The sequence below is a fragment of the Pseudomonas sp. 58(2021) genome (assembly GCF_017491585.1).
Lineage (GTDB): Bacteria > Pseudomonadota > Gammaproteobacteria > Pseudomonadales > Pseudomonadaceae > Aquipseudomonas > Aquipseudomonas fluorescens_BT.
Genome location: NZ_JAFGYZ010000015.1, coordinates 1 through 13,999, shown reverse-complemented (window position 1 = coordinate 13,999; position 13,999 = coordinate 1). Strand labels below are relative to the sequence as shown.

At 61.4% G+C, this 13,999-nt stretch carries 11 protein-coding genes; 6 read left to right on the top strand and 5 right to left on the bottom strand.

The genetic code is table 11. The annotated features are described in order from the left end of the window. The first annotated feature begins 30 nt into the window (after positions 1-30). Positions 31-948 carry a transcriptional regulator MetR gene (metR, locus tag J5M72_RS18245; RefSeq protein WP_085709456.1) on the top strand — a complete coding sequence of 306 codons (918 nt, stop codon included), beginning with the start codon at positions 31-33 and terminating at the stop codon, positions 946-948. On the opposite strand, the gene J5M72_RS18240 is transcribed toward metR, so the two are convergent. The 4 genes from J5M72_RS18240 to J5M72_RS18225 are packed head-to-tail and all read right to left on the bottom strand — an operon-like array spanning position 932 to position 3,977. Then, the gene (locus J5M72_RS18240) at positions 932-1,462 is read right to left on the bottom strand and encodes a GNAT family N-acetyltransferase (RefSeq protein ID WP_169431734.1); all 531 of its coding nucleotides are present in this window, start codon (positions 1,460-1,462) and stop codon (positions 932-934) included. The genes metR and J5M72_RS18240 overlap by 17 nt on opposite strands. 2 nt (positions 1,463-1,464) lie before the next feature. After that, positions 1,465-2,103: a LysE family translocator gene (locus J5M72_RS18235; RefSeq protein WP_169431735.1), complete on the bottom strand. Its 639-nt coding sequence runs from the start codon at positions 2,101-2,103 to the stop codon at positions 1,465-1,467. Positions 2,104-2,126: 23 nt separating this feature from the next. Beyond that, positions 2,127-2,561 (bottom strand): NUDIX domain-containing protein, encoded by a 435-nt coding sequence (locus J5M72_RS18230; protein WP_207866709.1) that lies wholly within the window; start codon positions 2,559-2,561, stop codon positions 2,127-2,129. Positions 2,562-2,621: 60 nt separating this feature from the next. Beyond that, entirely contained in the window at positions 2,622-3,977 is a 1,356-nt protein-coding gene (locus J5M72_RS18225) for an HD domain-containing phosphohydrolase (protein WP_207866708.1), read from the bottom strand. Positions 3,978-4,233: 256 nt separating this feature from the next. Here J5M72_RS18225 and J5M72_RS18220 point away from each other — a divergent pair, with 256 nt between their 5' ends. The 5 genes from J5M72_RS18220 to J5M72_RS18200 are packed head-to-tail and all read left to right on the top strand — an operon-like array spanning position 4,234 to position 12,557. Continuing rightward, entirely contained in the window at positions 4,234-6,507 is a 2,274-nt protein-coding gene (locus J5M72_RS18220) for an EAL domain-containing protein (RefSeq protein WP_207866707.1), read from the top strand. Then, complete coding sequence (locus tag J5M72_RS18215) at positions 6,504-8,378, top strand: EAL domain-containing protein (RefSeq protein WP_207866706.1); 1,875 nt, start codon at positions 6,504-6,506, stop codon at positions 8,376-8,378. Before J5M72_RS18220 ends, J5M72_RS18215 begins: the two co-directional genes overlap by 4 nt. A 41-nt stretch (positions 8,379-8,419) precedes the next feature. Beyond that, the gene (locus J5M72_RS18210) at positions 8,420-9,343 is read left to right on the top strand and encodes a cytochrome c peroxidase (RefSeq protein ID WP_243433390.1); all 924 of its coding nucleotides are present in this window, start codon (positions 8,420-8,422) and stop codon (positions 9,341-9,343) included. After that, positions 9,343-11,157 carry a DAHL domain-containing protein gene (locus J5M72_RS18205; protein ID WP_207866766.1) on the top strand — a complete coding sequence of 605 codons (1,815 nt, stop codon included), beginning with the start codon at positions 9,343-9,345 and terminating at the stop codon, positions 11,155-11,157. Before J5M72_RS18210 ends, J5M72_RS18205 begins: the two co-directional genes overlap by 1 nt. Beyond that, positions 11,154-12,557: an ATP-binding protein gene (locus tag J5M72_RS18200; protein ID WP_169431741.1), complete on the top strand. Its 1,404-nt coding sequence runs from the start codon at positions 11,154-11,156 to the stop codon at positions 12,555-12,557. Before J5M72_RS18205 ends, J5M72_RS18200 begins: the two co-directional genes overlap by 4 nt. A gap of 2 nt (positions 12,558-12,559) precedes the next feature. Here the strand turns inward: J5M72_RS18200 and J5M72_RS18195 are convergent, their stop codons facing one another. Continuing rightward, positions 12,560-13,885 carry an APC family permease gene (locus J5M72_RS18195; protein ID WP_207866704.1) on the bottom strand — a complete coding sequence of 442 codons (1,326 nt, stop codon included), beginning with the start codon at positions 13,883-13,885 and terminating at the stop codon, positions 12,560-12,562. Between the last annotated feature and the right edge of the window lie 114 nt (positions 13,886-13,999).

Below are 13,999 nucleotides of genomic sequence, written 5' to 3'. Positions count from 1 at the left end.
TGATCACAAATTTTCCTCATGGAGCCTGCAGTGCTTGAAATCCGTCACCTGAAAACCCTGCATGCCCTGCGCGAAGCCGACAGCCTGGTCGATGCGGCCGACCGTCTGCACCTGACCCAGTCGGCGCTGTCCCACCAGTTCAAGGAGCTGGAAGAGCGCATGGGCATGCCGTTGTTCGTGCGCAAAACCAAACCGGTGCGCTTCACCAGCGCCGGCCTGCGCCTGCTGCAACTGGCCGACGCGACCCTGCCGCTGCTGCGCGCCGCCGAACGTGACATCGGGCGTCTGGCCGGGGGCACCGCCGGACGTCTGCACATGGCCATCGAATGCCATAGCTGCTTCCAGTGGCTGATGCCAACCATCGACCAGTTCCGCGATGCGTGGCCGGAAGTCGAACTCGACCTGGCCTCGGGCTTCTCCTTCGCCCCGCTGCCGGCGCTGGCCCGGGGCGATCTGGATCTGGTGGTGACGTCCGACCCGCTGGAAATCGCCGGCATTACTTACGTGCCGCTGTTCACCTACGAAGCCATGCTGGCGGTCGCCAACCAGCATGCGCTGGCGAGCAAACCGTACATCGTCCCCGAAGACCTGCTGACCGAAACCCTGATCACCTATCCGGTGGAACGGGACCGCCTCGATATTTTCACCCGCTTCCTCGAACCGGCCGACATCGAACCGGCGCAAGTGCGCACTTCCGAGCTGACAGTGATGATGATGCAACTGGTGGCCAGCGGCCGCGGTGTGTGCGGCATGCCGCACTGGGCGCTGCATGAATACAGCTCACGGGGTTACGTAAAGGCCAAGCGGTTGGGTGAGAAAGGTCTGTTTGCGACGTTGTACGCGGCGATCCGCGCCGACATGCTGGACGCGCCGTACATGCGCGATTTCCTGCTGACGGCCAAGGACACCTCGTTCTCGACCCTCGATGGGGTCAGTGCGGTTCGTTGAGGCTGGCGGATGGCACGAAAGGCGCGCACCACATGTGGATCTTGTCGAAGTAGTCCTCGCCGACCCGCACCGCCATCGGTTCGAGGCCGAACTGGATGAAGCCGCAACGCTGGTAAAGCTTGAACGCGGCTTCATTGCCGGCGGTGACAGTCAATTGAATGACCTTCAGCGCCGGATGCTGCTGCGCTTCACCCAGCACGGCTTCCATCAATTTCAACCCCAGCCCGCGCTGGCGAAACTCGGCCGACACATACATGCCGAACACCGTTGCCTTGTGCCGGGCCTTTTCCCGAGGCTCGAACGCCAGGCCGACGATGCCCGCCAAGCGGCCCGCCTCAAACGCGCCAAACACCGCATCGAGCTTGCTGGTCAGGCGCGACTCCCACCAGCTCAGCGGCATTGCTGCGCGTTCGCGCACGCTGGAGGTGAAGGCCTGCGGATGCCGATCGTAAGCCTCCAGCATCAGTTCCCGATAGGCCAGCGCATGACTGGCATCCAGCCTTTCGATCCACATGTTCAAGCTGCCTTGCGCTGCTCAAGCATCAGCCGCAGGGCCAGCCCCCCGAGCACAAACCCCATGAAATAGCGTTGCGCCGCCAGCCAGGACGGATTGTTGACGAACCACGAGGCAATGCCTGCCGCCGACAGGGCAATCAACAGGTTGACGCTGAAGCTGACGCTGATCTGGGTCAGGCCGAGAATGATGCTCTGGCTGAACACCGAGCCATGTTCCGGCGTGATGAACTGCGGAAACACCGAAAGGTAGAACACCGCGATCTTCGGGTTCAGGGCGCTGGTGAGAAAGCCCATGGTGATGAGCTTGCGCGATGAGTCCGCCGGCAATGGCTGCACTTCGAACGGCGAACGGGCACCCGGTTTCACCGCTTGCCAGGCCAGCCACAGCAGGTACAGCGCGCCGGCCCACTTCAAGACTTCATAGGCCATCGGCACCGCGAGAAACACCGCCGTCAGACCGGCCGCCGCCGCGAACAGATGCACGAAGAACCCGGCCACCACGCCGAGCAGCGAAGTCACCCCGGCCTTGCGCCCCTGACAGATCGAACGGGAAATCAGGTAGATCATGTTCGGCCCTGGCGTCAGTACCATCAACAACGCGGCAGCGGCGAAAATCAGCAGGTCTTGAAGCGGGATCATGACGAAGTCCTTTGCATGAATGATCAGGCGATCGCGGTCAGCGAGACTCGATAAAACGGCAGGATCAGGTCGCGTGTCAATGGGGCGAGAACCACATCACCGTCGGTGGCCGGGTCGATCCAGATCACCTCTTCGATCTCGGCGGCGGGAGAAACGTCGGCGTCGATGGTCAGTTGAAAGATCTCGGCCTGCACGACGAACCCCGGCTCGTTGGCGGCCGGTGCCGAGAACTGGCCGAGAAAGCGCGCCTGCGCCGGATCGATCACCAGCCCCAGTTCTTCTTCCAGCTCGCGGGCCAACGCATGCACCGGCAGTTCATGGGTTTCAATCTTGCCGCCCGGTTGCATGAACGCGGTGGTATCGCGCTTGCGCACCAGCAGGGTCTGGCCGTCGGGGTTGAGCAGCAACGCGGCGGCAATACGAATGATGCGGGGAGAAACAGCGGATACAGGGGTCATGGGGCAGCCACCGGCCTTGAGAAAAACCGCAAGGATCCCATGCCGACCCCGCCAGCGTCATCAACCCTGGGCCGTGAGGGTCGCCTCAAGTTCCTCCGGTACTTTCACGAATACCTTGTATTTAGCGCCCTCCATGGCTTCGAAACTGATCAGTTTGTCCACCAGCAAAGCGCTCAGGACCTTGCCGGCGTTGAGCAGCAACATGCCGTTGTCGGCGTTGAGGTTGCGCGCCAGGATCATCCCCGCTGCCAGCTCCCGGGTGCCCATGACCTTGACGTTCGGATCGGTCAGGGTGATGTCGCTGACCATTGCACAGACCTTGATGAAATCCTCGATCAGTTCGGGATCGTAAAGTTTGCCGGCGTACTGGCGCAGGTACAGCAACGCTTCGTCGCTGTTCATCTGCCGCTCGAGAATCAGCCCGCGCTGCAACTCGACGAAATCCACCGCCAGTTTCAACAGCCGCGACCCCAGGGGAATGGCCTCGCCCTTGAGCCGGTCCGGAAACCCGCTGCCGTCCCAGCGCTCCTGGTGATGCAGGATCAGCCGCGCGGCATCCTTCATCGGGTCCAGGGTCATCAACAGCGATTCGCTCTGTTTCGGATAAGCCCGATAGCGGTCGCGCTCGGTGCTGTGCAGCAGGTCCGACGGCGTGGTCATCATGCTGTCGGTCCAGCTCAGCTTGCCGATGTTGTAGAGCGCGGCGGCCATGGTCAGGTCGCGGCTGGCGGCTTCGTCCAGCCGGTGCACCTTGCAGTAGCCGCGCACCAGCTCGATGATCTGCCGGTTGGTCTGCTTGGCCGGCGGCAGGCGCAGATTGGCGATCAATGAAAACACTTCAGTGCCGGTCACATAGCTGTGCTTGAGCTCTTCGTAGGCCAGGTCGAGCATGTCGGCGGTCTGCTGCAGTTCGGCGGTACGGGCGGCGACGTGTTTTTCCAGGGTGCTGTTGAGCAGTTTCAATTGTTCGTTTTGCACTCGCGTCAGTTTTTCCAGACGTTCGCGCTCGCGTGCCAGATGCTGATGCTCGAGGGCCTGACGCAAGGTCAGCAGCATTTCCTCGTCGTTCCAGGGTTTGCTGATGTAACGGTGGATCTGCCCTTCGTTGATGGCCTTGATGATCGCCGAAGGGTCGGCGTAGCCGGTGAGCATGATCCGCGCGGTCGCCGGATACCGCTCATGAACAAGAGCCAGCAGCGTGGCGCCATCCATGTTGGGCATGCGCGCGTCGCTCATCACCAGATTCACCGGTTGCTGTTCGAGTATTTCCAGCGCCTGGGCACCGCTGGTGGCCAGCAAGACGTCATAAGGCTGACCGCGCAACAGGCGGCGCAGGCTGTTGAGGATCGGTTCCTCGTCATCGACCAGCAGCACTTTGGGCCGGGGCGGCGAAATCGGGGCGGACGGCTCTTCCATGGCGAAGCCTCGTGAGAAACGTTGGACATGACTGACGCGCCGGCAGACCTCCCCTGCTTGCCCGCGCTTGAATCACAGGCTAGATGATTTTCGCAGGGCGCGTGTAAATCCTCTGTTACACCGCGACAGGCAAAGTTGCGCCCGTGCAACTATGCTCAAGTGGCTGGACGACACCATCGGCCTGAGCGCAGGCATGGGATGAGGGGAAAGGGATGCTCCCGATGACGAATGTGCGTGAACACACGGGTTTTGCGTCATGAGTGCGCAACCCGGACACACCAACCGCCGCGTGCTCATCGTCGACGATACCGCGTCGATCCATGAGGACTTCGCCAAGATCCTCAAACCGGCCACGGCTGAAGCCGACAGCCTGGATGAAACGGAAAGCCTGCTGTTTGGCGATGCGTCCTCCGCCCCCGTCGGACCGAAAGACCGTTTCGAACTGGACTCGGCCTATCAGGGCCGCGAAGCGCTGGACAAGGTCGAAGCCGCACTCGCCGCCGGGCGCCCGTACGCCATGGCCTTCATCGACATGCGCATGCCGCCGGGCTGGGATGGCCTGGAAACCATCGAGCGGCTGTGGCAGGTCGACCCCAAGCTGCAAGTGGCCCTGTGTACCGCTTATTCCGATTACTCCTGGGAAGACATCGACCAGCGGTTGGCCCTGACCGATCGCCTGCTGATCCTGAAAAAACCCTTCGACGCGATAGAAATCCGGCAGATGGCCAGCGCCCTGACGGTCAAGTGGCAAATGACCGAAGACGCCGCCATGAAGATGAACCTGCTGGAGCAGGCTGTTCAGGAACGCACGCGGGAGTTGTCCGACGCCAACATCATCGTGCAGAACAGCCCGACCATCCTGTACCGGCTGCGCGGCGAGCCGTCGTTTCCGTTGATGTACATCTCCCACAACATCACCCGATACGGCCATGTTGCGGCTGATCTGGTGGGTTCGGCCAACTGGGCGCAGACGCTGATTCACCCGGACGATCAGGTCAGTGTCGATACCGCCATGGGCCGGGTGCTCGATCGCCATGCAGAGGGCGCCTCCATAGAGTTTCGCCTGCGAACCGGCGAGGGTGGCTGGCGCTGGGTGGAAAACCGCTACATCCCGGTACGCGATCACGACGGCCGACTGCTGGAAGTCGAGGGGATCATTCTTGACATCACCGAGCGCCGGCTGGCCGAAGAAAAGATGAACCTGCTGGCCCGCACCGACGGCCTCACCGGGCTGGCCAATCGCGCCACCCTGATCGAGCGCCTGCATCAGGCCTTCGCCGCCGCTCGCCGGGGTGCGGCCCCCTTCGCGGTGTTTTATCTGGATCTGGACCATTTCAAGCGGATCAACGACACCCTCGGCCATCCGGTCGGCGATTTGCTTTTGCAGGAAGTGGCGCAGCGGATCAAATCGAATGTGCGGGAAAACGACGTGGTCGCACGGCTGGGCGGTGACGAATTCGCGATCCTGCAGTTGGATGTCAGCGACCCGACCCAGTCCGCCACCGTTGCCACCAAGATCCGCGATGCACTGTCGCAGCCTTACCACTTGACGGGCAATGCCTTGCACACCTCCGCCAGTATCGGCATCTGCCTCTACCGGCCCACAAGTCTGGATGCCGACAGTCTGCTGGGCGGCGCCGACATGGCGCTGTACCGCGCCAAGGAAACCGGGCGCAATCAGTACCAGTTCTACTCCGAGCAAATCACTCGGGAAGTGGCCGAGCGCATTACCCTTGCCGAAGAGTTGACGACAGCGCTCATTCAGGGAGGACTGAAGCTCGATTACACGCCGGAAGTGGACATGCACAGCGGCAAGATTCTCGGCATGGCCGCGCAGGTCAAATGGCAACATCCCAGGCTTGGTCTGCTGCCGGCGTCGGCCTTCGTACCGGCAGCGGAAAAGACCGGTGCAATCATCCCGCTCGGTCGCTGGATACTGGATCACGCCTGCTGGCAGATGCGCCAGTGGCAAAACCAGGGCGTGGCGCCGCCGGTGATGGCGATCAGGATTTCCCTGGCGCAACTCAAGAGCGGCCCCGAACTCATCTATGACGTGCTGCGCACCACCGCCCGCTGGGAGCTGGCACCGTGGGATCTGCGTTTCGATGTCACGGAAGCGACCCTGGCCCAGACCAAATGGACCCACAACGATGTGCTGCCGCGCCTGAGTGAGCTTGGGGTGAAGATCGCCATCGACGATTTCGGCACCGAATACTCATCGTTCGATTACCTGAAAACCTACCGGGTCAATCACCTCAAACTCTCCCAATCCCTGATCGACAGTGCGGCCCAGGATGAAGGCAGCGCCAATACCCTGCGAGCGATCGTCAATTTCGCCCGGGATCTGGCGATCGACATCAGCGCCGAAGGCGTCCAGCCCGCAGATCGGGATGACGCCCTCGCCTCTTCGGCCCCCCTGAAAAACGTGCAAGGCCTTTGCTTCAGGGAAGCGGTCAGCCCCGAACAGGCAGCCCGACTGCTGAAGGACGCAAGTGCGGCCGCCCCGCTGCCCAAGGAGGATGAAGGATGAAAACGCCTTTTCCCCAGACCAACCGGCGCATTCTGATCGTCGACGATACGCCGGCGATCCATGCCGATTTCCGCAAGATCCTCGCCCCCGAGACCGGTGGCGAAGCGGATCTGAGTGGTCTTGAACAGACGCTGTTCGGCACCCGCCAGGCAACGCACCTGACGTTCCAGCTCGACTCCGCCTACCAGGGCCAGGAAGCCTTGAAACTGGTGCAACACGCGCTGGACGAAGGCCAGCCCTACGCCCTCGCCTTCACCGACATGCGCATGCCGCCCGGCTGGGATGGACTGGAAACCATCGAAAAACTCTGGGAAGTCGATCCGAACCTGCAAATTGCATTGTGCACCGCCTACTCCGACTACAGCTGGGAGGCCATGGCCGAGCGCCTGGAATTCGGCGATCAGTTGCTGATCCTGAAAAAGCCGTTCGACACCCTGGAAATCCGCCAGATGGCCAATGCCCTGACCTGGAAATGGCAACTGGCCCAGGACGCAGCGCTGAAGATGCTCAACCTTGAGCAGACCATCGAGGCGCGGGTGCATGAACTGCTCAAGGTCTCGCACCTGCTGCAATACGACAGCCTCACGGGCCTGCCCAACAGCACCTTGCTGGGCGATCGCCTGAGCCAGTCGCTGGCGGCCTGCCGGCGTCACGACAAGCAACTGGTGGTGATGTTTCTCGGCCTGGACCGCTTCAAGCGCATCAACAATGCCCTGGGCCATCCGGCGGGCGACGAAATGCTCAAGCGGGTCGGCCAGCAATTGCTGGCCTGCGTGCGCGAATCGGACTCGGTCTTTCGTTATGGCTCCGACGAGTTCGTGGTGATGCTCAGCGACATCAAGCATCCGCAGCAGACCCGCAGCATCGCCGAGAAACTGCTGAGCGCCATCCGCGCTCCACAGACAATCGTCGGGCATGACGTGAGCGTCACGGCCAGTCTGGGCATCAGCCTCTACCCCGATGACGGGCTCGAGGCCATCGAGCTGATCAAGAAAGCTGAAACGGCCATGCGCAGCGCCAAGGAAAACGGACCGAACGAAATCGGCTTCTTCATCGAAGCCATGAACCAGCGCGCCCGGGAGCAGCAAGGCATCGAGTCGGGTATTCGCCAGGCCCTGCAGCGCCATGAATTCGTCCTGCACTACCAGCCGAAAATCGAGCTGACCAGCGGCCGGGTGGTCGGCGCCGAGGCTCTGGTGCGCTGGCAAAAACCGGGGCATGGCTGGGTGTATCCATCGGAGTTCATTCCAGTGGCCGAAGACAGCGGCCTGATCGTGCCGTTGAGCAAATGGGTGCTGGCCGAGGCCTGTCGGCAGACCCGGGACTGGCAACTGGCGGGGTTGCCGTCGATCCGCATGTCGGTCAACACCTCGGCCATCGACTTTCGCCAGCGGCACTTCGTCGAGGGCATCGAACAGGTGTTGGCACAGACCGGGCTGGATCCCCGTCTGCTGGAACTGGAAATCACCGAAGGCGTGCTGATGCAGAACGTGGACGCAACGATGAGTGCGCTGAACCGGCTGAAAGCCCTGGGTGTCCGGCTGGCCATCGATGACTTCGGCACCGGTTATTCCAGCCTGAGCTACCTGCGGCGGTTTCCCATCGATGTGCTGAAAATCGATCAGTCGTTCATTCGCGGCCTCAGCCATGACAGCAGCGATGCGGCCCTGGTCGGTGCGATCATCAGCCTGGGCAAGAGCCTCAACCTGAACGTCATCGCCGAAGGCGTGGAGACCGCACAACAGCTGGCCTTTCTAAGGGCCCACGAGTGCGAGGAGGGCCAGGGCTTCTACTTCAGCAAAGCCTTGCCGGCAGACGCCTTTGCCCACCTTCTGGTTGACGGGTTGCCTGACCCCTGGAGCGTTGCATGAACACACCGACGACATGCCCGACGCGCAGCGTTTTGTTCCTGATGCTTTTCGCTCCCGGCGTCAATATCGTAGCCGCACCCCTGGACGAGCCACTGAAGCCGCTGCCTGACATTGCGAAACAGGACCCGAAGCGCGTCGAACTGGGTCGCCGGCTTTTCCAGGATCCACGGCTGTCGGTGAACAACAGCCTGTCCTGCGCCAGTTGTCATCAACTGGACAAGAACGGCGCTGACAGCCGGGCCCTTTCCCTGGGCTTCGATGGACAACCGGTGGCGGTCAACACCCCGACCGTGCTCAACGCCAGCCTCAATTTCCGCCAGTTCTGGGACGGTCGCGTGGAGACGCTGGAGGAGCAAAGCAACGTCGTCATCACCAGCCCCCACGAAATGGGCAATGACTGGAACACCGTCGTGCAACGGATCGCCGACGACCCCGGCTATCGCCAGTCTTTCAGCACCGCCTACCCGGATGCCGTGACGAAAGCCAACATCCAGAACGCCCTGACGAGCTACGAACGCACACTGCTGACACCCGGCTCACGCTTCGATCAGTACCTGCTGGGCAACACCGACATCCTGACCCTCGATGAGAAATACGGTTATCAGCGCTTCAAGGACTACGGCTGCATTGCCTGCCATCAGGGCGTGAACATAGGCGGCAACATGTACCAGAAGTTCGGGGTGTTCGGTGACTACATCGCCGATCGTGGCAACCCGACGGTGGCCGACCAGGGCCGGTTCAACGTCACTGGTGACGAAAACGATCGGGCCGTGTTCAAGGTGCCGAGCCTGCGCAACGTCGCACTGACCGCGCCGTATTTCCACGACGGTTCGGCGCCCACCCTCGAACGGGCCGTGGACGTGATGTTCCAGTATCAGTTGGGCCGCATGCCGAGCGAGCAAGACAAGGCACTGATCATCGAGTTTCTCAAGACCCTGACCGGACACTGGGAGGGTCAGCCATGATGAAAACCGTCTCGGGGCGGCGCAGCCTGCTGTTGCTCAGCCTCCTCGCAGTATTGCTGGCCTCGATCCTGGTGTTTCTGTACCTCAAGTCCAGTTCCGAGCAGACCACCACCTACACCGAATCCCGGGACCTGATCCGTCAGATCAAGCAACAGGATTCGCAGTGGGAAAGTGAAGTCCTCAAGGCCCGGGTGGCGATCACCCACAATTACGACCCGCTGATCTCGCCGATGAACGAGATGAATCGCCTGTGGGCACGTTTCGAATCCATGGAATCCGGGCATGGACGGGACGAATCCACGCAATGGGCTGATGCCCACGAACGCTACCTGGACGCCTGGCAGGAAAAAGCCCGCCTGGTGGAACAGTTCAAGTCGCACAACGCGCTGTTGCGCAACTCCCTGGCTTTTCTGCCCAGTGCCGAGGATGACATTCAGGCACAACTGGCCAATCTGTCCGACCTCGACAAGATTCAATTGCAGAACATCGTCACCGACACCTATGACCTGTTGCTCAGTGCACTGGAATTTGCCCAGGTCGCCTCCGCCGACAAGGCCTCCGACATCGAGGTGGGCCTGAACAAACTGGCGGTGAACGCACAACGTCTGCCGGCGGTTTTTCAAACCCCGATCAGGATCCTCAGCAATCACATCGCCCTGATCCTGCGCGAGCAACCGATCGTCAACCGCCTGCTCGATCAGATCGAGGCAATTCCCGTGGACGAGCGTCTGGACACCATCACCAACATGCTCGACCTGGATCAGCAACAGGCCGAACGAACCGACCAGAAATACCATTTCTACCTGCTGCTGTTTTCTGTCCTGCTGATGTTGTCGCTGCTGTGGCTGGCCATCCGCCTGATCCGCAGTTTTGCCGAGATCAACCGGGTCAACGCGGCCCTGCAAACGGCCAACGATGTGCTCGAACAACGGGTCGACGAACGGACCCGCGAACTGAAGAACGTGCAGAGCGAACTGCTCGACGCCGCACGCCAGGCCGGCATGGCGGAAATCGCCACCAACGTGTTGCACAACGTCGGCAACGTGCTCAACAGCGTGAACATTTCCTCCGACCTGATCTCGCGGAAACTGCGCAGCAGCAAGGCCTTGGGACTCGGCAAGGCGATGCAGCTGATCAACGAACACCCCGACGACCTCGGGTCGTTTCTGACCGAGGACGCCAAGGGCAAGCTGCTGCCCGGCTACCTCAACCAACTGGTGGGCGCCATCGCCCAGGAACAGCAGGAAATGGCCGACGAACTGACCCAGATGAACAAGAGCGTCGATCACATCAAGGACATCGTCGCCACCCAGCAATCCTATGCCGGGGCCAACAGCATGACCGAGCCGCTGTACATCAACGAACTGCTCGAAGACGCCCTGCGCATGAATGCCGGGGCGCTCACCCGACATCACGTCACGGTGGTCAAGGAATACGGCGACGTGCCCCAGGTGATGGGCGACAAGCACCGTCTGCTGCTGATCCTGATCAACCTGATCAGCAACGCCAAGTACGCGATGTCCGATCTCAGCAACCGCCCGCGGACCATGACCCTGGGGGTGAAGATCGTCGATGAAGGCTTTCTGGAGATCAGCGTCAGGGACGATGGCGAGGGCATAGCACCGGAGAACATGACGCGGATCTTTGCCCACGGCTTCACCACCCGCAAGGACGGCCACGGCTTCGGTCTGCACAGCTGCGCCCTGGCGGCCATCGAGATGAACGGCCATCTCACCGCCCACAGCGACGGGCCTGGCCAGGGCGCCCTGTTCACTTTGCAGATCCCGCTGATCACGGTAACGGAGAACGCATGAGCGAACTGTCGAACCGCCGCATCCTGCTGATCGACGACATGCCGTCGATCCATGAAGACTTTCGCAAGATCCTCACCCCGAACCGGGCGCAGTCGGCGGAACTGGACGAGATGGAAGCCGCCCTGTTCGGTGCCCCTGCCAAGCCCCGACGGGCGATGTTCGAACTGGACTCGGCCTATGGCGGCGAAGAAGGTTTGGCCAAACTCAACCTGGCCTTGCAGGAGCAATGCCCGTACGCCCTGGCCTTTGTCGACATGCGCATGCCCGATGGCTGGGACGGAGCAAAGACCATCGAGCAATTGTGGCTGCAGGATCCACAACTGCAGGTGGTGGTCTGCACCGCCTATTCCGACTATTCCTGGGACGAACTGCTGGATCGCCTGCACGCCCATGACCGGCTGCTGATCCTGAAAAAGCCCTTCGACAACATCGAAGTCCAGCAGATGGCCAACACCCTGCTGACCAAATGGCAGATGACCGAACGCGCCTCGCTGCAAATGCATCACCTGGAACACTTGGTGGACCAGCGCACCGCTCAGTTCAAGCAGGCCAGCGAAGCCTTGCAGCGGGAGATCGATGAACGCAAGCAACTGGAAGGTCAGCTGGTGCAGTCGGAAAAGCTCGCCTCGCTGGGGCAACTGGCCGCCGGGGTGGCCCACGAAATCAACAACCCGATCGGCTTCGTTTCCTCCAACCTCGGCACCCTCGACGGTTACTTCCAGCAACTGCTGGCCATGCTCGGCGCCTATCACAGCGCCGGGCAGGAATTGCCCGCCGAAGCCGCCGCGCAGTTGCAGCAATTGCGCGAGCACCTGGAACTGGACTATCTGCTGGAAGACATCCCGACGCTGATCCGGGAATCCAAGGAAGGCATCGGCCGCGTCGGACAGATCGTCCGGGATCTCAAGGATTTCTCCCGGGTCGACAGCCATCAGGAATGGCAGTGGGCCAATCTGCAACAGGGCATCGAATCGACTCTGAACATCGTTGCCGGCGAGCTCAAGTACAAGGCCGATGTGATCAAGGAATACCAGGATCTGCCGGACATCGAATGCCTGCCCTCGCAAATCAATCAGGTGATCATGAACCTGGTGGTCAACGCGGCGCAGGCCATGGGTCCGGAGCGCGGCACCATCACCCTGCGCACCGGGGTGCAGGGCGAAACGGCAATCATCGAAGTGGCCGACACCGGTTCGGGCATCGCCCCCGAGACCCTGCAGAAAATCTTCGACCCGTTCTTCACCACCAAACCGGTAGGCCAAGGGACAGGCCTGGGTCTGTCCCTGTCCTACGGCATCGTGAAAAAGCACGGCGGGGACATTTCAGTCAGCAGCACCCTGGGCGCCGGCACGACGTTTCGCGTGCAATTGCCGTTACGCCAGACCCGGCCTGCGGCCTGAGGTCAGGTCGCCTCCTGGAAATCCATCTCCGGTGGCTGGCGACGGAAACCGCCGGTCAGCACCGCAAGATACACCACACCAATCGCCAGCCAGCTCAGGCCCAGATACACCGCCAGGTGATCGAGGCTCACCATCAGCCACAAGTCCGCGACCAGGCCGATGAACGGGAAGACCAGAAACAGAAGCAGCTCGCGCGGGCCTTTCTTCTCGCCGCCAATCCAGTAATGGAAGATCACTGACAGGTTGACCAGGCTGAACGCCAGGAAAGCACCGAAGTTGATGAACGAGGTCGAGGTGGTCACATCGAGTTTCAATGCGAGCAAGGCCACCACGGCGCAAAGCAGGATGCTGTTGACCGGCGTGCCGAAGCGCTCGTGCAAGGTGCCGAAAAACGACTTGGGCAACACACCGTCACGCCCCATTGCGAACAACAGTCGCGAACCGCTGGCCTGGGCGGACAGTCCCGAGGCGAACTGACCGACGATCAGGCCGATGAGGAAGATCGACACGAACAGATCGCCACCGATGTTGCGCGCAATCTCGTAGGCCGCCGAGTCGACGCTGTCGAACTGGAACGACGGGTGGGCGATCTGCACGAAGTACGACACACCGACGAAAATCAGCCCGCCGATCAGGGTGATCAACATGATTGCCCGAGGGATGGTGCGGCGTGGATCACGGGTTTCTTCGGTGAGGGTGCTGACAGCGTCGAAACCGAGGAACGAGTAGCAGGCGATGGCAGCCCCGCTCATGATCAGCGGCATCTGCATGTCGCCATTGAAGAATGGTTTGATCGACCACAGCGGCGTGCTGGCATCGCCACCGACGTAGTGCACGCACAGCGCGACAAAGGCGACCAGCACCAGAAATTGCACCAGCATCAGCAAGGCGTTGATGCCGTTGGCGAGCTTCAGGCCGATGACGTTGATGGCGCTGGTGATGCCAATGAACGCCAGCACCCAGATCCACTGCGGGATCGAGGGGAAGGCCGAAGCGAGGTACGCGGCGCCAATCAGCCAGATCGCCATCGGCAGAAACAGATAATCGAGCAGCACCGCCCAACCGGCGATGAAGCCGAGTTTCGGGCTGATGGCCTTGCGCACATAGCTGTAGGCCGAGCCGGCCACCGGGAACGCGGCGGCCATGCGCCCGTAGCTCATGGCGGTGAAAAACATCGCCACCAGCGCCGCCAGATACGCGGCGGGCACCATGCCGGCGGTGGATTGAGCGAGGATGCCGAACGTGCCGAGGACGATGATCGGCGTCATGTAGGCGATGCCGAACAGCACCACCGACCCCAGCGAAAGGGTGCGTTGCAAACGAGCCATGGGCGACTTACTCCGGATTTTATTGGATTTATGGCAGAGGCCGAGTTCGGCGAATGTTTCGGGTGTTGCTTGTTTTTTTGTTCGACTGGAGATCCTTACCCCCTCACCCCAGCC

What these genes read in the sequence shown, in the direction of transcription:
- J5M72_RS18240 (WP_169431734.1), bottom strand. Translation starts at nt 1,462, where the DNA reads ATGTGGATCGAAAGGCTGGATGCCAGTCATGCGCTGGCCTATCGGGAA.
- J5M72_RS18235 (WP_169431735.1), bottom strand. Translation starts at nt 2,103, where the DNA reads ATGATCCCGCTTCAAGACCTGCTGATTTTCGCCGCTGCCGCGTTGTTG.
- J5M72_RS18230 (WP_207866709.1), bottom strand. Translation starts at nt 2,561, where the DNA reads ATGACCCCTGTATCCGCTGTTTCTCCCCGCATCATTCGTATTGCCGCC.
- J5M72_RS18225 (WP_207866708.1), bottom strand. Translation starts at nt 3,977, where the DNA reads ATGGAAGAGCCGTCCGCCCCGATTTCGCCGCCCCGGCCCAAAGTGCTG.
- J5M72_RS18220 (WP_207866707.1), top strand. Translation starts at nt 4,234, where the DNA reads ATGAGTGCGCAACCCGGACACACCAACCGCCGCGTGCTCATCGTCGAC.
- J5M72_RS18215 (WP_207866706.1), top strand. Translation starts at nt 6,504, where the DNA reads ATGAAAACGCCTTTTCCCCAGACCAACCGGCGCATTCTGATCGTCGAC.
- J5M72_RS18210 (WP_243433390.1), top strand. Translation starts at nt 8,420, where the DNA reads ATGCTTTTCGCTCCCGGCGTCAATATCGTAGCCGCACCCCTGGACGAG.
- J5M72_RS18205 (WP_207866766.1), top strand. Translation starts at nt 9,343, where the DNA reads ATGAAAACCGTCTCGGGGCGGCGCAGCCTGCTGTTGCTCAGCCTCCTC.
- J5M72_RS18200 (WP_169431741.1), top strand. Translation starts at nt 11,154, where the DNA reads ATGAGCGAACTGTCGAACCGCCGCATCCTGCTGATCGACGACATGCCG.
- J5M72_RS18195 (WP_207866704.1), bottom strand. Translation starts at nt 13,885, where the DNA reads ATGGCTCGTTTGCAACGCACCCTTTCGCTGGGGTCGGTGGTGCTGTTC.